Here is a 19,773-nt window from a genome sequence, read left to right on the forward strand (position 1 = left end):
TGTTCATGCTGAAGGATATTTCTGTATCGGCCATTGTGGCTGGCCTGATGGCGGTGCTGGTGTCGTATTCCGGGCCGCTGGCGATTGTATTTCAGGCTGGCGACAGCGCTGGCATATCCCATCAGATGATGACCTCTTGGATCTGGGCCATATCGATGGCGGCCGGGGTCACCAGTCTGGCCCTTAGTGCCTGGCTGAAGGTGCCCGTGCTGACGGCCTGGTCGGCACCAGGGACGGTGTTGCTGCTGACACTGTTCCCGGAGCTGTCGCTTAACGAAGCGGTGGGCGCTTATATCACCGCAGCACTGGTGCTGTTGCTGATTGGTGTTACCGGTTGGTTTGACCGCGTGGTGCATGTGATTCCTCGCGGTGTTTCGGCCGCCATGATTGGCGGAATCCTGTTTGATTTCGGCCTCGGAGCCTTTCGGCCGCTGGCGGATTACCCGCTGGTGACGGTGGTGATGGTGCTGGGGTTTGTGGCCTTCAAGTTGCTGAGTGGCAGCTGGTCGCTGGTGTTGTTGGCGCTGCTGGGCTTTGGCTTGTCGCTCGCCACGCTGGGCGTGGATACCAGCCAGCTGCGCTGGGAACTGGCGTCGCCGCAGTGGATTACGCCGCAATGGAATCTGCATAGCACCCTGAGTCTGGCCTTGCCATTGGTGATTGTCAGCCTGACCGGCCAGTTTCTGCCGGGCTTTGCGATTCTGAAAAACGCCGGTTATCAGGTCGCCAGTCGGCCGATTCTGACCAGCCTGTCACTGGTGTCGATTCCGGTGGCGCTGTTTGGTGGTATCACGTCGGTGCTGGCGGCGATTACGGCGTCGATCTGTACCAGCCCGGAAGCCCATCCAAATCCGGACAAGCGTTATATTGCCGGGATCGCCAACGGCATTTTCTACCTTATCGGCGGCCTGTTTGCAGGCAGCATTGTGCTCTTCTTTACCAGCTTTCCGACGGTGATGATCGCCATGATTGCCGGGCTGGCCTTGCTCGGAGCCATCAGCAACAGCCTGCAGACAGCTCTGTCAGACCCGGATCACCGCGACGCCGCATTGGTAACCTTTATGACCACTGCTTCGGGCGTCAGCCTGATGGGCATTGGCGCGGCGTTCTGGGGCATTGTGCTGGGTGGTTTGGTGTATCTGCTGAGCGAGTTACTGGCTCGGCGCAAGCAGCGGCGCTGAGTGCTGGGGCTGGTGTAGTCTCTCACTCGAATACTCGTCATTCCAGACTTGCTCTGGAATCCAGACAGCGGGGCAATTTTCTGTGCCGCTTGGATCCCAAATCTCGCAAGCTCGTTTGGGAAGACGGTGTTATTTACGCAGTCTGAGGTCTGGTGTATTCACACGCTCGAATACTCGTCATTCCAGACTTGCTCTGGAATCCAGACAGCGCGGCAATTTTTTGTGCCGCATGGCTCCCAAATCTCGCAAGCTCGTTTGGGAAGACGGTGTTATTTACGCAGTCTGAGGTCTGGTGTATTCACACGCTCGAATACTCGTCATTCCAGACTTGCTCTGGAATCCAGACAGCGGGGCAATTTTTTGTGCCGCTTGGATCCCAAATCTCGCAAGCTCGTTTGGGAAGACGGTGTCATTTACGGCGTACCCGTCTCCCATACGCCCAAGCCCGTATGCAAGCGGGACGCCTGCTCTCCCGGTTTCCTCTTTATCCCTTTTCTCCCCCGGCTGCAGAAGCCGGATAGAAGCCTGCACAATCTGGCTATTGGTCTGTTGATCTGACGCATTTAATGACTCTCAGGGGGACCCGGCAGCAGCGGCTGGCGGGTCGTCAGCGCACAACAATAATAAAACTCATACGGATCAATTCATGAAAACACGTACTCTCTACCGGGGCCTGTCTTCGGCTCTGCTGGGTCTTTCCTTATCCTGTTCTGCCATCAGCCAGGCTGAAGAGCCAATCAAGGTCGGCATTATGTTGCCGTTCAGCGGTGTTTACGCGGCACTGGGTGATGCTGGCCGTAACGGCCTCAAGATGGCACTGGCCGAACATGCGTCAGATTTGCACGGTCGTGAAATCGAATACATCGAAGTGGATACCGAAGCGCGGCCCGAGCGGGCGCCGGAAATTGCGACCTCGCTGATGAGTCAGCAGCAGGCCGACTTTATTGTTGGTCCGGTGCACTCCGGGGTGGCGATGGGCATGCTGAAGGTGCTGCGTAACAAAAAGCCGATTGTGATTATCCCTAACGCCGGTGCCAACGCGGCGACTGGCCCCTGGTGTGCCGGTAACGTTTTCCGCACCTCATTCTCGGCCTGGCAGCCGTCTTATCCGATGGGGCAGGTGGCGCTCGACCGTGGTTACAAGCGGGTTGTGACCATGAGCTGGAACTATGGCTTTGGCAAGGAAAGCCTGGAAGCCTTTGAGGAATCCTTTACTGCTGGTGGCGGTGAAGTGGTGAAACAGATCATGGTGCCGTTCCCGAAAACCGAGTTCCAGAGCTACATCACGGATATTGCCTCGATGAAACCGGACGCGGTGTTTGTGTTCTTCGCAGGCGGTGGTGCGGTGAAGTTCGTCAAGGATTACGACGCGCTCGGTCTGCGCGGCAAGATTCCGTTGCTGGGCAGTGGTTTCCTCACCGAAGGGACGCTGGCAGCCCAGGGTGAAGCGGCCGAAGGCATCCTGACCGGCCTGCACTATGCCGATGAAATCAGCAACGACGCCAATCGCAATTTCCGCACGGCCTATGAAACACGTTTTGGCAAGCCAGCCGACCTTTACGCAGTACAGGGTTACGACACCGGTTTGTTGATCGCCCAGGCGGTGCAGCAGCTGAAAGGTGATATCAGTGATCGTGATGCCCTGATCAAGGTGATGGAGCAGTCCACCATCAAGAGCCCACGCGGCGACTTCCATTTCTCCAAAGCCCATAACCCGGTGCAAAACATCTATCTGCGTGAAGTGCAGGACGGTGAAAACCGGGTGATCGATATTGCCGCTGCCGGGCTGGAAGATCCTGCCCGCGGCTGCAAGTTGTAAGCAATCTGACGATTGCCGGTGGCTGGTTACGGCTGCGCATTGCGGTGTAGCCGGGGCCAGCCTCTTGATCAAAACCTTGTAGACGCAGGTGGTTATGGACTTTGCGATTTTTCTTGTGCAATTGCTCAACGGCCTGCAGTACGGCTTGCTGTTGTTCCTGATTGCTTCCGGCCTGACGCTGGTGTTTGGGGTGATGGGTATCCTCAACCTGGCGCACGGCTCGATGTACATGATTGGTGCGTACCTGATGTGGTACTTCGTGCAGCTGACCGATTCGTTTGTGCTGGCGGCCTTGTTGTCGGCGGTGATTGCGCTGCTGCTCGGCGTGGTGATTGAAAAGACCCTGATCAACCGGCTTTACCGCCGTAACCATCTGGATCAGGTACTGCTGACGATCGGCATGATCTTTGTGTTTAACGCCATGCAAAGCCTGTTGTGGGGCGACGACCCGCTCGGCGTGGCTGTGCCGGGCTGGCTGTCGGGTTCGATCAGTCTGACCGAGCTGGTGGAATACCCCGTGTATCGGATTTTTGTCGCCTTGCTGTGCCTGTTACTGGCGGCCGGATTGTATCTGGTGATCAACCGTACCCGCCTCGGCATGCTGGTACGGGCCGGTGAGTCGAACCGCGAAATGGTTGAGTGCCTCGGCATCGATATCAATCGCCTCTACACCATCGTATTTGGTGCCGGGGTGATGCTGGCGGCACTGGCCGGCGTGGTGTCGGCACCGATGGCGTCGATTGTGCCGGGTATGGGGGAGCATGTGCTGATCAGCTGTTTTGTGGTGGTGGTGATTGGTGGCATGGGCTCCATCAAGGGAGCCTTCGTGGCGGCTCTGATGGTGGGCATCGTGGATACCTTTGCGGCGGTGTTATTGCCGCAGCTGTCTTCGATGATCGTCTACATCCTGATGGCGGTGATTTTGATCATCAAGCCTCAGGGACTTTTCTCCAGCTAGGGCGGGCCTGCGATGACGTATTTTTTCGGTAAAAAAACCGAACAGCTGTTTATCTGGCTGTTCTTTCCGCTGGCGTTGCTGCTGCCGCTGTTTCTGGAGCAGAACGAGTTTTACGTTAACAAGCTGACCAGCGTGGTGATTTTCGCCATCTTTGTGATGTCGCTGGATTATCTGGTTGGTCGTTGCGGCATGATCACGCTGGGTCATTCGATGTTTTATGGCCTGGGCGGTTATCTGTTTATCCTGATTGCACCTGAGTTCGAGGCGGTGAATTTCTGGGTCTACACCTTCTATATCTGTGTGCTGGCGGCGGCGATTGCGCTGGTGGTTGGAGTGATTGTGCTGCGCACCAGTGGTGTCTACATGATCATGATTACGCTGGCGATTGCGCAGATGTGTTTCTATTTCTTCTCCGACTCGGTGGAATTTGGTGGCAACGACGGTCTGTTTATCCTGATGAAGCCGGATACCAGCCTGTTCGGGCTGGCGTTCTTCAATCTCGATGATCCGCTGCACTTCTACTATTTCTGTCTGCTGTCGCTGTTCAACTGCCTGGTGTTCTGGAAGCTGGTCACCGGCTCGCGCTTTGGCCGCATTATGGAAGCGGTGAAAGACAACCCGCAGCGCACCACCGCGCTGGGTTACAACGTCTTCCTGTTCCGGCTGCTGAGTTATGTGATGGCCTCGGCGCTGGCGGCCTATGCCGGTTACCTGTTCGCACTGCAGTACGGTTTTGTGAATCCGTCGATGATGTCGTGGCAAACCTCGGGGTCGGCGCTGGTGATGTCGATTCTTGGTGGCATGGGGTCGCTCTACGGCGCGATTCTGGGCACCGTGGTTTATGAAGGTCTGCACTACAGCCTTGAGCACCTGACCGAACACTGGTTGCTGCTGATGGGCTGTCTGATCATCGCCATGGTGATGTTGTTCAAGGCCGGTATTGCCGGTTTCCTGGAAAACCTGCTGGAGCGCCGCAAATGACTCATGCAACCGTTTTGCAAACCGAAGGGCTGTGCAAGTACTGGGGTGGCGTCAAGGCGCTCGACAATATGTCGCTGAGTTTCCACGACAAATCCGTGCACGGCATTGTTGGCCCCAATGGCGCAGGCAAAAGCACCTTGCTGAATCTGCTCTGTGGCAGCTACAAACCGACCGCCGGGCGCATTCTGCATCAGGGCGAAGCCATTGAGGATATTCGCGCTTACCAGTTTGTACGCCGTGGTATTGGCCGCGGGTTCCAGAAAACCAATATCTATCCTCAGGTCACTTGCCTGGAAAACTGCTGCATTGCGGCCCAGCGCAGAGTCGGCGGCAGCTTCAATATCCTGCTGTCGAAAAACAGCAGCGCACTGCTGAAGGAGATGGCCGAACAGGCGTTACAGCAGGTCGGGCTGGGCAGTCGGCGTGACACCATCGCCAGCCAGATCAGCTATGGCGAACAGCGGCAGCTGGAAATTGCCATGGTACTGGCGACCGCACCTTCGGTGCTGTTGCTGGATGAACCCATGGCAGGCATGGGCCATGAAGAATCCCGGCTGATTATCGAATTGCTGAAAAAGCTCAAACAGGACTACTGCATTGTGCTGGTTGAGCACGATATGGACGCCGTGTTTGAACTGTCGGACCAGCTCACCGTGATGGTTAACGGCCAGCATCTGGTAACCGGCTGTGTCGATGAGGTGCGCAATAACAGCAAGGTAAAAGAGGCCTACCTGGGCCAGGGCGATGAGGTGATCTGATGCAAGCACAACCCCTGTTAGCTGTGCGTGGCTTGCACAGTTTTTACGGTGAAAGCCATGTTCTGCACGGCGTTGATCTGACCATCCAGCCGGGCCAGGCACTGAGCCTGATGGGCCGCAACGGCATGGGCAAAACCACCACCCTGAAATCGCTGCTGGGGCTGTTGCAACCGCGCAGTGGCTCGGTGGAATTTCTGGGCCGTGACGTTGGCAAGCTGCCCACCTGGAAACGTATGCGCGAAGGCATTGCCTATGTACCGGAAGGCCGTGGCATGTTCCACAACCTGACGGTGAAGGAACATCTGCAAATGGCGGCGCGGCCAGGTATTGGCGGCAAACTGGAATGGGATTACGACCGGGTGCTGGCAACCTTCCCCAGGCTGGCGGAACGACTGACGAACCTCGGTACCCAGCTGTCCGGTGGCGAACAGCAAATGCTGGCGATTGGCCGGGCCTTGCTGACCAACCCGGAGCTGCTGATTCTGGATGAAGCCACCGAAGGCCTGGCGCCGCTGATTCGCAAGGAAATCTGGGAGGTGATTGCCCATGTGCGGGCCAGTGGTATTTCGACCCTGATCGTCGACAAGAACATCGAAGTATTAAAAAACCTCTGCGACCGCCACGTGGTGCTGGTGAAGGGACAGGTGGTGTTTGATGGCGACACGCAGGATCTGCAGGATAACCTCAGTCAGATTGAATGCTGGTTGAGTGTGTAAGTGATGCGTTGATGCAATGATGGGAGGATAGGGAAATACGGCGCTGCCTGGGCCGTATTTCCTTGTTATTAACCCGGCTAACGACCGTTCTGGCGACGCTTCAGCGTTTCTGACGGCAACTCGCCATAGGCTTCCTTGTAACAGGAAGAAAAACGACCCAGATGGGTAAAGGAATAATCCAGCGCTACTTCGGTGACGTTGCGAATCGCCGTATTGTGTTTCAGCTCGCGGTGAATTTCTGCCAGCCGACGTTGCTTGATGTACAGCTTGGGGGTAATCGACAGCCGTTGTGAAAACAGGTTGTAGAGGCTGCGCACACTGGTACCGGCAACCATCGCCAGTTCTTCCACCGCCAGATTTTCGCGGATGTTGGTTTCAATATATTCCAGTGCTTTCTGCAAGGTGCGGTCTTCATTGGCGTTGGGGCTGGTCACTTCCTGAATATTATTCTGAAAGGTGTTCAGCAGCTTGCGAACCAGCAACTCGCGGTAGGTTTCCGAAATGCCGTTGAGGCAAACCTCATCGTCGCTGGCTTCGTAGAACATGGCTTCGACACAGCTCAGAAACGATTTCGACTGCTGCAGATTCACCACCTTGCGCTCAAACAGCACACCGGCTTTGGGGGCGTAGCCAAGATGGTCGATGCAGGTATTGCGCACCACGGATTCGGGGATTTTGACGATCAGCTTTTCACAGTCGGCGGAATAGGTCAGGTCGATCTTTTCACCGGGGTTCATCATCAACGCCTGACCCGGTTGCAACAGCATTTCAGTATCACTGAAACGCCACTGGCACTGGCCCTTCATCACGATCTGGAAATGATAGATATCCTCCAGATCCGGGCAGGCGATGCGGACCTGATTGCCATAGCTGATACGCGACAGACCCAGGTCGGCAAAGTCACACAGCGACAGCCTGGCAGCCGATTGCTGCGGGCCGGACATCACCAGTCGATGCCTGCCGACATGCTGGTTAACGTGGTTGGAAATCTGATCTGGAGTACCGGTAACCACCATGGCTGCGTTGTTCAAAACACTCACTAACATGATGCGCCTCGTTCTTTTTATTGTTCGATCACGGTACCGAAATACGATCTGGATATCGATTTGGCGGGCGGCTATTGGTCTGAAATGATCACTGTTTTAACGGGATCATGAAGCGCCATATTTGGCATTTAGGAACAGGCAGAATAATTTTGGGAGCGCGGGCGTCCCGCCCGCATCGGCTGGCAATGCCGACGCAAGGTCGGCATTGCCGCTGGATCAGTTGCTGTGAATAACAGTCGCCGGAGATCAGTACTCAATCCAGGTAGTTTTCAGCTCACTGTAGTCATTCAGGGCGTGCAATGACTTGTCGCGGCCGTTGCCGGATTCGCCAAAACCACCAAATGGTACAGTAATGTCACCACCAAAGTAGTTGTTCACTCCCATGGTACCAGTGCGGACGCCGTTGGCGACTTTCAGCGCTGTGCTGATGTCGCGGCTCCAGACGCCGCCAGCGAGGCCGTATCTGGAGTCGTTGGCGATCCGAATGGCATCGTCGGCGTCGGTAAATTTGATCGCCGAGACCACCGGCCCAAAGATTTCTTCCTGGGCGATGGTCATGGCGTTATCGACGCCCTTGAACAGGGTTGGCTGGTGGAACTGGCCAGCCAGTTGGCCATTGAGGTTGGTGAGGGCATCACCACCGAACAGCAGTTCAGCACCTTCTGCCTGACCAATGCCGATGTATTTCTGAATGGTGTCGATCTGGCGCTGGTCGATCACCGCGCCCAGACGGGTGTTCGGGTCGAGCGGGTTGCCTGGCTGCCAGTCGCGGGCATGCTCTGCGACTTTGGCGAGGAATTCGTCATAGATGCTTTCCTGCACCAGTAAGCGGGTACCGGCGGTGCAGGTCTGGCCACAGTTATAGAAGCCAGCCACGGCAGCCCACAGCGCAGCCTTGTCCAGATCGGCGTCGGCAAAGACGATGTTGGCGCTCTTGCCGCCCAGTTCCAGGAAGGTGCGCTTGAGGTTGCTCTGACCGGAGTATTGCATCAGCAGTTTGCCGACATTGGTGGAGCCGGTGAAGGTCTGGCCGTCGATGTCGGGGTGCAGGCTCAGATGCTGACCGAGTGGCAGGCCGTCGCCCGGCAAGACGTTCAGTACGCCGTCTGGCAAGCCTGCAGCGGTGGCCAGTTCCGCCAGTTTGAGGGCGGTCAGCGGGGTTTTCGGGTCCGGCTTGAGAATCACCGAGTTACCGGCGGCCAGCGCCGGAGCCAGTTTCCAGGCGGTGGTGGAGAGCGGGAAATTCCACGGCACAATTGCCAGCACGACACCTAATGGCAAGCGCTGGATCAGTGCCAGGGTGCCGGGTTCGGTCGGGGCGATTTCACCATAAATCTTGTCGACCGCTTCGGCGGTCCAGCGAATGGTGTTAACCGCGCTTGGTACGTCGATGTTAAGGGTGTCGCTGATGGGTTTGCCAACGTCGAGGGTTTCCAGCAGTGCCATTTCTTCGGCGTGCTGTTCAATCAACTCGGCCCATTTCACCAGAATCAGTTTGCGCGCGCGTGGTGCCATGTTGGCCCACACGCCACTATTAAAGGTGTCGCGAGCGATTTTGACCGCCAGATCACCGTCTTCCGGCTGGCACTCGGCAACATTGGCCAGCAGCTCGCCGGTAGCCGGGTTCAGACAGGGGCGGGTTTGACCGGAAATGGCGGCGGCTGGTTTGCCATTGATCCAGGCGTTGGCTGGAATGGCAATCTGGCTGGCCTGGCTCTGCCAGTAGTCGAGGCTGTATTCGCTCATGGGGTTCCCCTGTTGATGATCTCCTGCACCTGAGTATGAAGCGGGAGCGGTAAATATGACTATCCGATTCTGCTATTTTGGGCTGGCAGCCATCCAGCAGGTATATGTCCTGGTAGGTATTTCTGCAATCCGGTTTGTCAGTCATACGTTGGCAGACATAAAACCAATACTTTGGATCTAATCCTTCAGTGGTATATCTCGTCTTTTGGTGGCTGCTTTGTCATCTTTGTCTACTGTTGAAATTGGAGAACATGACTTCGACAAACAATTTTTTGCGCCTTTTTGGTGCGATTTGGCTCCTTGCTGGTGCTAATTAGCGCCATTCGATTTCACTGTTTCCCTGGGTAAATTCAGATATTCACTCTGAATTCCTGTTAGTAAGGAGCAGATTTCTCTCCCGGTGGATGGATTGCGCGGACGGTTTCAAGGAAAAGTGTACGTGCCCGGTTAGGCTGGGCGCTCTTCTTGCTGATCACCGCAGCTCCCAGGGTGAAGAAGCGACGTCTGGGAGAAATGGCTTTTAATTCGCCTCGCTGCACATAGGGGGCAGCAAAGTTTTCCGGCAGATAGGAGATGTAGATACCGGAAAGCATCAGCGCAATGCGGGCTTCGTAGTGATAACAGACGGCTGCCAGGTTCATCTCGGCGATCTGGGCGTAAACCTCGTCATGGGGTTTCAGACCGGCGTGAATCAGCGGAATGCTGTTGACCAGCTCGTCGGTCAGCTGATCTTCCGGCAAATCAAACAGCGGGTTGCCAGGTGCGCAGTAGAGGTAGCAGCGATCGGTAAAAATATGGATGTATTCCAGTCCTTCGAGCTTGCGATGATAGGGGATAAAGGCGATATCCAGCTCTCCGGCCAGTACCTTGCGCTCCATATCAATCATGTGTTCGACCGTTACCTTTAGTTCGACGTCCGGGGCATGCTGGTGATAACGGCGAATAATGTCGGTGACCTGGCAGCGATCGTCGGTGGCAAATGTATCACTTAAGGCCACCTCCAACAGTCCGGAGGGGAACGAACTAAGGTTATTGATGGTGTTGCGGAAGCCTTCCAGGGCGTCGAGCAAAGATTGGGTTTGCTCGTAGATAACCTTGCCTTCTTCGGTCAGGGAGAAGCCTCCGCGACCGCGTTTACAAAGCGTCAGATTGAGTCGTGATTCCAGGTTAGCAATATGGATGCTGATGGTCGGCCGACTGATGTTGAGCTGGGCTTCTGCGGCGCTGAAGCCTCCGCAATCGACGATGGTTTTGAAAATTTTTAGTTGCTTTATCTCGTAATCGCCCAGCTGGCCGAGCGAGTATTTGCGGTTCATCGTCTGTGCCTCATACTGGTGCGGAAAATCATCAAAAAAGTGCTGTAGAGCCCGTTCTGAACAGAAATAATCTGGTTAAATTTTATACTTACGTTAGGTTTCATCAACCTTTACGTAAACGGCGCTGGATTTAACCAGATTCCGGCTTTTGAAAATATGATTTTCACACAGCCGCCCAACTGCTGTGGCGATACAACAAAGCACCTGATTTGATCGGCAAATCAGGGCACTTAAAAACGGGACTGCTGATATGTTGAAATTCACCAAGGGAATTCGCTCTGTACTTGCGGGTTCTGCAATGCTGCTGGCTGCTGGCGCCAGCATGGTTTCACAAACTGCTGCTGCTGCTGAGTATAACTGGCGCTTCAGTAACCTGTACGGCCGTGGCACTGCGTTCGGCGAGCTGTACGAAAACCTCGGCAAGAACATCGAACAGCTGTCCGATGGCAAGATCAAGGTGCAGGTTCTGTACTCCGGTGAAGGCGTTGGTACTCAGGGTCTGCTGGGTGCGGTAAAAACCGGTCTGATCACCATGGGTGCGCCATTCCAGTCCATGCACGCTGGCGAACTGCCTGCCGGTGTGGTTGAAATTGGTCTGCCAGGCGGCACGTCTGATACCGATAAGCTGTATGACCTGTTCCACAACAAGGGCTGGGCTCCGATTCTGGAAAAAGCCTACGGTTCCCAAGGTATGGTATGGCTGGAGCCGTACATTCAGCCGCCGGTTTACATCATCACCAAGAAGCCAATCAACTCAGTTGAAGACTTTAAAGGTATGAAGATTCGTGCTCCAGGCGCTTACGGCAAGTTCCTGCGTAACCTGGGTGCTTCTCCTGTGTCACTGGCCTGGTCTGAAATCTACACCTCGCTGGCGACTGGTGTGATCGATGGTTCTATCGGTTCCAACATGATTGACCACCGCGACGGTAACCACGTAGAAGTGGCCAAGTACATGTACCGTCTGCCGCTGGCTGGCGCTCAGGTACTGCCAATTGTGGTTAACCGCAACGAGTGGAAAAAGCTGACTCCTGAACTGCAGGCTGCCGTTCGCAAGGCAACTGAGATTCACGCCAAGGAACAGCTGGAAAACAGCAAGAAGTGGGAAGCTGAAGCCGTGGCTGAAATGGAAGCCAAGGGTCTGCAGTGGTCTCCAGAGCCAAGCGAAGCTGACAAGGCTGAGTGGAAAAAAGCCGGTGCCGGTCTGTACGACGAATACGCCGCCAAAGACAAATACAGCAAGCAGCTGATCGATATTCTGAAAAAAGAATCCTGATCCAGCGCTGAACGGTCGCCGCAGAGCAGCAATGTTCTGCGGCGATCTTGTTTCAGCACGCCGGAAAATCGTTTTGCCGATGTTCCGGTTAATTCCAGGACCGTGGTGCTGACAGGCCCGGTTCGATTGTCGTGAAAACCGTAATAGCAGCGGCCGGGAATCTGTTTCTGCGCTGGTTGTTATTCAACTCCCTGGTGGTAACCCTTATGGTGACTCCAACCCTGAGACTGTTTTGTCGTGCCAGTGACCTGATCGTCAAGATCGCTGGCCATCTGGCTGCCATGCTGATGCCGGTACTCGCCGGTGTGGTGGCGTTTGAAGTATTTTCCCGCTATTTGCTCGATGCCCCGACCATCTGGGGGTATGACACTGCACTGTTCCTGTTTGGCTATATCGCTGCACTGGGCGGCGCTTATGCCCAGCAAAAGCGTGCTCATATCAACGTCGATATCCTGTACCTGAAAGTATCCGGTACAACCCGTCGCCTGTTTGATCTGTTGACCGGTGTACTGGGGATGTTTTTCCTCTACGTCATGATTGTGATGGCGCTCGGCAAATACGAAGAGGCGATTGAGTTCGACTACCGCACCCAGAGCGAATGGGCGGCACCGATGTGGCACTTCTGGGTGATGATTGTGGTCGCTGCCAGCCTGTTCTTGCTGCAGCTGGTACGTGACTTCATCACCAATCTCTATCGGCTGATCGCCGGCAAGCCACTGCTGCCAGCGGATGAAGCCGATGACAGCGACGATGACTTCGCTGCCAACAACACCGCTGACTCGGCTGACGAGTCGGCCCAGAAGACTTCCTGAGGAGATCCGCAATGGGAATTGAAATGCTCACTGCCGTTCTGCTCGGCTGTATTCTGCTGGCTTTTGCTCTGGGTGCCCAGGTCGGCCTGGCGCTTGGCGGTATCGCCATGGCGGTTGGTTACCTGACCTGGGGGGACGGCATTTTTAACCTGGTGCCAAGCACCATCGAATCGACCTTTTCCAGCTTTATCCTGCTGGCGATTCCGCTGTATATCTACATGGGTCAGCTGCTGACCAAATCCGGTATTGGTGATGCCATGTTCAACGCCAGCCAGATGCTGATCGGCAAGGTTCGTGGTTCGCTGGCGATCTCTGTGATCGGTGTGTGCTCGATGATTGGTGCCATGGTGGGCATCATTGGTGCTGGCATCATGACGTCTGGTTCGATTGCGCTGCGGCCGATGCTGGAACGCGGTTACGACCGGCGGATGGCACTTGGTGTGATCATGGCCGGTGGTGCGCTGGGTATCCTGATTCCACCGTCGATCCCGATGATCATGTTTGCGGCGGCGACCCAGAACTCGGTTGGCCGGATGTTCCTTGGTGCCATGATTCCGGCTTTGGTAACTGTGATCTGTCTGATCGGCTACGTGGTTATCAGCTGCAAGCTGAACCCGAATAAAGCGCCTCTTAACGCCGCTGATGAAGAAAACCTGCAGCTGCCAATGCCGCAAAAGATCAAGATTGCCCGCGACGGCGTGCTGTCGATGCTGCTGATTGTACTGGTGCTGGGTTCCATCATTACCGGTATTGCGACACCAACCGAATCCGGCGCGCTGGGTGTGGTTGGCGCTGTGGTGCTGGCGATCATCTTCAAGCGCTTCAAGGTGGATATGTTCCGCATTGCTGGCGTGCAAACCGGCATTCTGGTGAGCGTGGCGATGTGGATTATTCTGGGTGCCTCGGTATTCAGTAACTTCCACCTGCTGATGGGCGTGCAGTCCATGGTGGCGGATTTCACCGGCAGCCTCGACTTGCCACCGATCATGATTATTATCATGTTCCAGGTCATCATGCTGTTGCTGGGCTTTATCATCGACGAGTTCATCATTGTGTTGATGTGCGCGCCGCTGTTCACGCCGATTGCCGTATCACTGGGTTATGACCCGATCTGGTTTGGCGTGCTGATGATTATCAACATTCTGATCGCGGTACAGACGCCGCCATACGGTTTTGCGCTGTTCTACCTCAAAGGCATTGCGCCTTCGGATGTGGGCATGGGCGAGATCTACCGTTCGGTCACCCCGTTCATTCTGGTGAATCTGTTTGTGTTGATTCTTTGCATGATTTTCCCTGACCTGGTGCTGTGGCTGCCTGGCGCAGTTATGGATTAAGGAGCTGGCTATGTACTACAAGATACTGATCCCGGTTGACCTCGCGCACCGCGCCGAACTGCCGAAGCTGGTGAGCGCTGCCCGTCAGCTCACCAGTGACAGCCCGCATGCAGACTTCAACTTCCTTTATGTCGATGACTCCGGTGTTCACAAGGCGGGTGCACCCTATGTCGACGCCGACAAGGAAAAGGCTCGTCGGCAGGACATTAAAGACAAGCTGCTGGCGCTGGTGCGTAACCTGGTGCCGGAAGATCTACACTGCTTTTGTCATGTGCGTCGTGGCACCATCCATGAGCAGATTCTTGAAGAAGCCAAAAAAGGCGGAGCCGATGTGATTGTGATGATGGCCCAGAAGCCGGGCCTGAGCAGTTATTTCGTTGGCTCCAACGCTGAGCGGGTGGTGCGTCACGCCCAGTGCAGCGTGATGGTCGTGCGCGACTGATCTGCCTTGGGCTCCTGCTACCATGATCGTGGTAGCAGGAGCTTTATTTACTTTTTTTCCCTGCATGGGTCTGTTCTGGACTGCTGCGTCCAACCCCTGCTGCAAGCGGCTGCTTGCTCCTCTATATCCACTACTCAATGATATCTGATGGGTCCTGGAGCGCATTTCCCCCTCGATTGGCCACCGGGCTGTCTTCAGGCTTGACCATTCGCAAGATTGCGACTGACTTCCAAACACAGGTGTTCAGCAATAAACAACCTTGGCTATAGTTAAGGAACAATAACCAGCCTGACCGCGGGGTGAGTTTGGCCTTACGTCGTTATTTTTCCGCTGCACTGATATTGCTGCTTTTTTTATGGCAGGGTGCCGCGTTGGCTTTTCACAATGATCCTTCCGATAGCTCGGCCCAGCCACATCCGCTCACTCCAACCGGCTATCTGCTCGAAAGTGGCCAGCCGCTGGATCTGGCAGCTGCCCGTGCGGCCAGTGGCTGGCAAGCACAGGAAAAACCCTTGCTGGTGCTGGCCAATGGCCCAGGAGCGGTATGGATTCACCTGCACCCCAGCTGGCCTGAACCATTGGCGCAGGACTGGATACTGAACTTGCGTTGGCATCTGTTGCAGCAGCTGGATGTTTATGTGCTCGACAGTGCTTCCGGTGACCTGCTGGCCAGCTATCCCAGGGCGACAGATTTTAATGGTCTGGATGCATTTCCCTATGCCTTTCCACTTAATGCTGCTGGTCATCAGCGGCTGGATATTTACCTGCGTATAAACGCCCCGGAAAAACTCACCCTGCCATTGATGTTGTGGCCGCAAGATCTTTATGAAAGCCATATGCAGCAACGCAATTTACTGCTGGGGCTGTATCTGGGGGCGCTGGCCATCATGTTGCTGTACAACCTTTCGTTGTTTTTGCTGGTCAAGGTCAATAGTTATGGCTGGTACTGCCTGTATGTGCTGAGCATTTTGTTCTACACCATTGGTGTGAATGGGGTTGGCAACGCCTTCTTGTGGGGCTTCAACGACTGGCTGCAGCCGCGCGCCTATGGCTTGTTTGCGTCAACGCCGTTTCTGTTTGCAGTACTGTTTTTGCGAAGCTTTCTGGAGTTGGGCCGTGCCTATGGCTGGCTGCGCTGGAGCAATACTCTGGTGGCCTGGTTCTGGGCACTGGTGCTGGTTGGCCATGTCTGGTTCCCGGGTGGAGCCATGGTGCTGATCACTGATGCCGGAGCATTGTTGAGTTGTTTGTTCGGGTTGCTGGTCGCTGTGGTGGTCTGGCGTCAGGGCAACCGTTCCGGCAAGTATGTGGTGTTGGCATGGGGCTTGTTGATGGTTGCCACCACCGTGTTGTTTCTGGGGCTGACCAACCTGATTCCCTACCGGCTCTGGTATATGGATCTACAAAACGTTGGCGTGCTGCTGGAAATGCTGGTGCTGTCGGTGGCACTGGCAGAACGTATTAATCGGGAACGTGATGACAAGCGGCTGGCGCAGGAACTCTCGCTGACCTATTACCGGCGGGCGCGTGAAGCCCAACATCAGGCGCTGGAAATTGAGCGACAGGCCAAGCAGCGGCTGGAGGATGAGGTGGATTGCCGTACCCGTGAATTACGGGATGCCCTGACCGAACTGGAGGTGGTCAACAAGGAGCTGAATTTCCGCAGCAAGATGGATGGCCTTACCGGGCTCGCCAATCGCAGCTATTTTGATCAGGCGATTGAAAAGGAAATCCTCACGTTCCGCCGCACTGGCAGGCCGCTGTCGCTGATCATGGGCGACCTCGATCATTTCAAGGGCCTCAACGACCATTATGGCCACCTGGCCGGCGACGCCTGCCTGATGATGGTGGCGGCGATCTGGGAGGCGGTGATCTTACCGGAAGGCGGCATGGTGGCTCGTTATGGCGGTGAAGAAATCATTGCCATCATGCCAGCCACAGACATCAGCCATGCCATGTATCTGGCCGAACAGATACGCGCTCGCATCGAAGCCCAGCCCTGTTACAGCAATGATCAGCAAATATCCGTGACCATTTCGCTGGGCGTTGCCCAGGCTGCTAACCAACAAACCAGCCCGGAATTGCTGATTCAGCAGGTCGATGAATCCCTCTATGAAGCCAAGGCTGCCGGTCGTAACTGTGTGGTCGCCAACTACATCGCGCTGGAACGTCAGGCTGATTGGTCTGCCAATTGAACGTCGGCAGGGTTAGGCGCGCCGGCCTGGTATAGAATCGCCCGGCCAGTTGAGCGGAAATTGTTGAGCGGGAACCTTTATGAAAATCTACCTTGCCGGGCCAGAAGTCTTCTTGCCCAACGCTGTTGAAATGGGCGCTGCCAAAAAAGCCCTCTGCGCCCACTATGGCTTTGAAGGTCTGTATCCGTTGGATAGTGAGCTGGATGCCGGACAGTTGGATGATGGAGCGGAAGATCCGCGCCAGCTGGCGTTTGCCATCAGTTATGGCAATGAAGGTCTGATTCAGCAAGCCGATGTGATCATTGCCAACCTGACGCCATTTCGCGGCGTCAGTGCCGATGTGGGTACTGTCTATGAATTGGGCCTGGCGCGTGGGTTGGGCAAACAACTGTTGGCATACAGTAATGATCCGCGCCCTTTCGCCGACCGCACCATGGCCTTGTATGGCGCTGCCGAATCCCTCTTTGGCCGTGATGAACAACAACCGCTGCGGGACCATGACGGCCTCTCGGTGGAAGACTTCGGCCTGCACGATAACCTGATGATTGAAGGTGGCATCCGGTTGGCGGCTGGCCGTTTTATGATTCGTAATGTTGCCGATGGTGAGCGCTACACCGACCTGACCGCCTTTGAAGAGCTGCTGCGCTGGCTCGCTGATGCGCCACGCTAGTGCAGGGCATGGACATACCCCAGCTGGGCCTCGATTTCATGGGCTTCGACCGGTTGTGAGTAGAGGAATCCCTGTACTTCGTTACAACCCTTGCCGATCAGAAAACGGACCTGCTCCGGGTTTTCCACGCCTTCGGCAATGATGCGCAAGTCGAGCCCGCGTGCCAGTGCGACCAGCGCAGTGATGATTTTCTGGCTGCCACTGTCGAGATGCAGATCCTGGATAAAGGAACGGTCGATCTTGAGTTTGTCGATCGGCAGATCTTTCAGATACGACAGTGATGAATAGCCGGTACCAAAGTCGTCGATGGCAATCGTGATGCCGAGTGCCCGAATGCCATTCAGTTCGCGCAGTGATTGCTCGCTGCGCTGGACGATAAAGTCTTCGGTGATTTCAATTTCGATACTCAGCGGGTCGCAGCCGGTGTCTTGCAAGATGTGGCTGAATTCATTGTGGAAGCTGCCCTTTTGCAACCGTGCCCCTGTGACGTTGACGGCCATCTTGCGGAAGTTCACGCCGCTGTCCTGCCATTGGCGGGCTTGTTGGCAGGCATGCCGAAATACCCATTCTTCCAGGGCTGGCAGCAGTGACATCTTTTCTGCGATGGGCAAAAACACATTGGGCAGAATCTTGCCCCGCTCCGGGTGATTCCAGCGCACCAGTGCCTCGACGCCCACCACTTCTTCACTGATCAGGTCATATTGTGGCTGATAGACCAGATACAGCTGGTCGGTTTCAATCGCCTGGTGCAGTTCAAAATCGAGCTTGATCAGCTCGGCGTATTCGCGGTCATAACCCTGTTTGTAAAAGTGGAAACCGGCCTTGCCGGAATCCTTGGCGCGATACATCGAAGCATCGGCGTTGCGCAGCAGGGTGTCGTAATCATGGCCATCGGTGGGGTACACGCAAATGCCGATACTGGCGGTAACCCGCACAGATTCGCCCCGGATGGAAAACGGCACGTTGAGTTTTTTCATGATTTTGTGGGAAACCTGCAGGACAGCATCGTCCTGTTCCAGCCCTTCAACAATCACCACAAACTCGTCGCCACCCAGTCGTGCGACGGTATCGTCACTGCGCAAAGATCCCTGCAGCAGTTCGGCGACCTTGATCAGCACTTCGTCACCCGCCATATGGCCAAACGCATCGTTGATGTATTTGAAGTTGTCGAGGTCGATAAACATCAGCGCAAAGCGGTTCTGGCGGCGGCCGCAGCGGTTAATGGCTGCTTCCACCAGGCGTTTCAACAGCACCCGGTTAGGCAGCCCGGTAAGGCAATCGTGCAAGGCCAGTTTTTCCAGCTGGCGATTGGCATCTTCCAGTTCACTGATATCGATAAACGACATGATCAGGTGCTCAACCTGGTTGTGCGGGCCGGTGGAAGTACAGACCGACAGCTGAATCGGAAAGCGGCTGCCGTCCTTGTGAATGGCAACATGTTGGCCGCTCCATTCACTGTGCTCATTAAAGAAGTTCTTCTGTACCGAAAAGTGGCCGGAGCGGTGGCTGTTTTCGAGAAAATCGGCGCAGGTCAGCAAGGGCAGGTCGGGGTCTGTCAGACCCGTCATACGTTTGAAGGATTCGTTGACGTGCAGAATCTGCATTTGCGGATTCAAAATCAGCATCGCCTCACCGGCTTCCTGAAAGGCGGTGGCAAAGGTGCGGATCTCGCGTTCCTTCTCCAGTCGCCCGGCAATATCTACCACGGTGGCGGCCACTTCAACGCCAGCCGATGACTTGATCGGGCTGAGGCTCAGCTCGATATCAATCAGCTGGCCGTTACGGTGGCGGCCTTTTACCGGCCGGGTGGCGAACAGGTTGGGGCGCGGATGTGCCTGGATATAGCCGTCAAACAGACCCTGATGGGTCGGTAATATGTGGGGTGGTAGCAGAATCTCCAGCGGCTGGCCGATCAGTTCATCGGGCTGGTAACCAAACATGTTCCCGAGAGCCGGATTACAGGTGAGGATGTGGCCGCTTTCACCGGCAATCAGAAAACCGTGAATATGGCTGTCGACCATGCTCTGGATCTGCTCATGATCCTTCAGCCGTTGTTCGGCCTGCAAGCGTGCCTGTTCAGAGCTGCTGAGCTCAGCGCGGGCATGATTCAGGCGCCACTGACGACGGGCGGAGACGGAGTAAAACAGCCAGATCAATAACGACAGCGGCGCTACCGCCGTGGTTGCCATGGTCAATGTGGTGGTCGCCAGGCCGGTTTGCAGCCACACCAGCATCGCTGCCAGTATGGCGATTACCGCGCCACTGATGATCACGTGTTTTTTATAGTTCATATATCCCTGATACCAACGCCTTGCGTCAGCCGCCGATTGCTCCGGTGGTTGTCCGGTGTGATTAGCTGGCGACGTTCCCTGGAAAAGTCCCGTTTACGATAGACACTGCTGGCTATTGTGCTGGCTGATCGTTAAAGCCATTAAGGCTTATTGATACTGCTGTTGATGCAGGTCAGGTCTGTTGTCGCCAAAGGCATCATTTTTTGCGGAAGCTGCCAAACTGCGGGCGCGACAT

Annotated in this window: 16 protein-coding genes; 12 read left to right on the plus strand and 4 right to left on the minus strand. The window is 55.5% G+C overall.

Annotated elements, in window-relative coordinates; translation table 11 throughout:
* Positions 1-5 precede the first annotated feature (5 nt).
* The 6 genes from K6123_RS03625 to K6123_RS03650 all read left to right on the plus strand — a co-directional run bounded on the left by K6123_RS03625 (position 6) and on the right by K6123_RS03650 (position 6,413).
* Positions 6-1,181, plus strand: a complete 1,176-nt coding sequence (locus tag K6123_RS03625) for a benzoate/H(+) symporter BenE family transporter (RefSeq protein WP_221794184.1) — start codon at positions 6-8, stop codon at positions 1,179-1,181.
* A gap of 646 nt (positions 1,182-1,827) precedes the next feature.
* Positions 1,828-3,000, plus strand: coding sequence for an ABC transporter substrate-binding protein (locus tag K6123_RS03630; protein ID WP_221794186.1), 1,173 nt, complete (start codon positions 1,828-1,830; stop codon positions 2,998-3,000).
* Positions 3,001-3,094: 94 nt separating this feature from the next.
* The gene (locus K6123_RS03635) at positions 3,095-3,958 is read left to right on the plus strand and encodes a branched-chain amino acid ABC transporter permease (RefSeq protein ID WP_221794188.1); all 864 of its coding nucleotides are present in this window, start codon (positions 3,095-3,097) and stop codon (positions 3,956-3,958) included.
* Between the two features lie 12 nt (positions 3,959-3,970).
* Positions 3,971-4,939, plus strand: a complete 969-nt coding sequence (locus K6123_RS03640) for a branched-chain amino acid ABC transporter permease (RefSeq protein WP_221794190.1) — start codon at positions 3,971-3,973, stop codon at positions 4,937-4,939.
* Positions 4,936-5,697 carry an ABC transporter ATP-binding protein gene (locus tag K6123_RS03645; RefSeq protein ID WP_221794192.1) on the plus strand — a complete coding sequence of 254 codons (762 nt, stop codon included), beginning with the start codon at positions 4,936-4,938 and terminating at the stop codon, positions 5,695-5,697. Before K6123_RS03640 ends, K6123_RS03645 begins: the two co-directional genes overlap by 4 nt.
* Entirely contained in the window at positions 5,697-6,413 is a 717-nt protein-coding gene (locus K6123_RS03650) for an ABC transporter ATP-binding protein (protein WP_221794194.1), read from the plus strand. Before K6123_RS03645 ends, K6123_RS03650 begins: the two co-directional genes overlap by 1 nt.
* 77 nt (positions 6,414-6,490) lie before the next feature.
* Here K6123_RS03650 and K6123_RS03655 read toward each other — a convergent pair whose 3' ends face one another.
* The 3 genes from K6123_RS03655 to K6123_RS03665 form a co-directional block, all read right to left on the minus strand.
* The gene (locus K6123_RS03655; protein ID WP_221794196.1) at positions 6,491-7,459 is read right to left on the minus strand and encodes an AraC family transcriptional regulator; all 969 of its coding nucleotides are present in this window, start codon (positions 7,457-7,459) and stop codon (positions 6,491-6,493) included.
* Positions 7,460-7,705: 246 nt separating this feature from the next.
* The gene (locus tag K6123_RS03660; RefSeq protein WP_221794199.1) at positions 7,706-9,205 is read right to left on the minus strand and encodes an aldehyde dehydrogenase; all 1,500 of its coding nucleotides are present in this window, start codon (positions 9,203-9,205) and stop codon (positions 7,706-7,708) included.
* A 374-nt stretch (positions 9,206-9,579) separates the two neighbouring features.
* A complete protein-coding gene (locus K6123_RS03665) occupies positions 9,580-10,521 on the minus strand; it encodes a LysR family transcriptional regulator (protein WP_221794201.1) in 942 nt (313 codons plus the stop codon).
* A 298-nt stretch (positions 10,522-10,819) separates the two neighbouring features.
* On the opposite strand from K6123_RS03665, the gene K6123_RS03670 reads away from it, so the two are divergent.
* From K6123_RS03670 to K6123_RS03695, 6 genes are all read left to right on the plus strand, one after another.
* Positions 10,820-11,794, plus strand: a complete 975-nt coding sequence (locus K6123_RS03670; protein ID WP_425517698.1) for a TRAP transporter substrate-binding protein — start codon at positions 10,820-10,822, stop codon at positions 11,792-11,794.
* A gap of 131 nt (positions 11,795-11,925) precedes the next feature.
* A complete protein-coding gene (locus tag K6123_RS03675) occupies positions 11,926-12,606 on the plus strand; it encodes a TRAP transporter small permease subunit (RefSeq protein WP_343223957.1) in 681 nt (226 codons plus the stop codon).
* An 11-nt stretch (positions 12,607-12,617) separates the two neighbouring features.
* Positions 12,618-13,940 carry a TRAP transporter large permease gene (locus tag K6123_RS03680; RefSeq protein WP_221794205.1) on the plus strand — a complete coding sequence of 441 codons (1,323 nt, stop codon included), beginning with the start codon at positions 12,618-12,620 and terminating at the stop codon, positions 13,938-13,940.
* A gap of 10 nt (positions 13,941-13,950) precedes the next feature.
* Complete coding sequence (locus tag K6123_RS03685) at positions 13,951-14,382, plus strand: universal stress protein (RefSeq protein ID WP_221794207.1); 432 nt, start codon at positions 13,951-13,953, stop codon at positions 14,380-14,382.
* 371 nt (positions 14,383-14,753) lie between these two features.
* Positions 14,754-16,577 (plus strand): sensor domain-containing diguanylate cyclase, encoded by a 1,824-nt coding sequence (locus K6123_RS03690; protein ID WP_221794209.1) that lies wholly within the window; start codon positions 14,754-14,756, stop codon positions 16,575-16,577.
* 79 nt (positions 16,578-16,656) lie between these two features.
* Positions 16,657-17,247 carry a nucleoside 2-deoxyribosyltransferase gene (locus tag K6123_RS03695; protein WP_221794211.1) on the plus strand — a complete coding sequence of 197 codons (591 nt, stop codon included), beginning with the start codon at positions 16,657-16,659 and terminating at the stop codon, positions 17,245-17,247.
* On the opposite strand, the gene K6123_RS03700 is transcribed toward K6123_RS03695, so the two are convergent.
* Positions 17,244-19,538: a putative bifunctional diguanylate cyclase/phosphodiesterase gene (locus K6123_RS03700; RefSeq protein WP_221794213.1), complete on the minus strand. Its 2,295-nt coding sequence runs from the start codon at positions 19,536-19,538 to the stop codon at positions 17,244-17,246. The genes K6123_RS03695 and K6123_RS03700 overlap by 4 nt on opposite strands.
* Between the last annotated feature and the right edge of the window lie 235 nt (positions 19,539-19,773).

Origin of the sequence: Oceanobacter mangrovi (assembly GCF_019740315.1) — a bacterium.
Classification (GTDB): Bacteria; Pseudomonadota; Gammaproteobacteria; order Pseudomonadales; family Oceanobacteraceae; genus Oceanobacter; species Oceanobacter mangrovi.

Excerpts from the sequence above, each read along its gene's own strand:
- K6123_RS03700 (WP_221794213.1), bottom strand. The coding sequence starts at position 19,538 with ATGAACTATAAAAAACACGTGATCATCAGTGGCGCGGTAATCGCCATA.
- K6123_RS03685 (WP_221794207.1), top strand. The coding sequence starts at position 13,951 with ATGTACTACAAGATACTGATCCCGGTTGACCTCGCGCACCGCGCCGAA.
- K6123_RS03655 (WP_221794196.1), bottom strand. The coding sequence starts at position 7,459 with ATGTTAGTGAGTGTTTTGAACAACGCAGCCATGGTGGTTACCGGTACT.
- K6123_RS03660 (WP_221794199.1), bottom strand. The coding sequence starts at position 9,205 with ATGAGCGAATACAGCCTCGACTACTGGCAGAGCCAGGCCAGCCAGATT.
- K6123_RS03670 (WP_425517698.1), top strand. The coding sequence starts at position 10,820 with ATGCTGCTGGCTGCTGGCGCCAGCATGGTTTCACAAACTGCTGCTGCT.
- K6123_RS03650 (WP_221794194.1), top strand. The coding sequence starts at position 5,697 with ATGCAAGCACAACCCCTGTTAGCTGTGCGTGGCTTGCACAGTTTTTAC.
- K6123_RS03625 (WP_221794184.1), top strand. The coding sequence starts at position 6 with ATGCTGAAGGATATTTCTGTATCGGCCATTGTGGCTGGCCTGATGGCG.
- K6123_RS03630 (WP_221794186.1), top strand. The coding sequence starts at position 1,828 with ATGAAAACACGTACTCTCTACCGGGGCCTGTCTTCGGCTCTGCTGGGT.
- K6123_RS03665 (WP_221794201.1), bottom strand. The coding sequence starts at position 10,521 with ATGAACCGCAAATACTCGCTCGGCCAGCTGGGCGATTACGAGATAAAG.
- K6123_RS03640 (WP_221794190.1), top strand. The coding sequence starts at position 3,971 with ATGACGTATTTTTTCGGTAAAAAAACCGAACAGCTGTTTATCTGGCTG.
- K6123_RS03680 (WP_221794205.1), top strand. The coding sequence starts at position 12,618 with ATGGGAATTGAAATGCTCACTGCCGTTCTGCTCGGCTGTATTCTGCTG.
- K6123_RS03695 (WP_221794211.1), top strand. The coding sequence starts at position 16,657 with ATGAAAATCTACCTTGCCGGGCCAGAAGTCTTCTTGCCCAACGCTGTT.
- K6123_RS03645 (WP_221794192.1), top strand. The coding sequence starts at position 4,936 with ATGACTCATGCAACCGTTTTGCAAACCGAAGGGCTGTGCAAGTACTGG.
- K6123_RS03635 (WP_221794188.1), top strand. The coding sequence starts at position 3,095 with ATGGACTTTGCGATTTTTCTTGTGCAATTGCTCAACGGCCTGCAGTAC.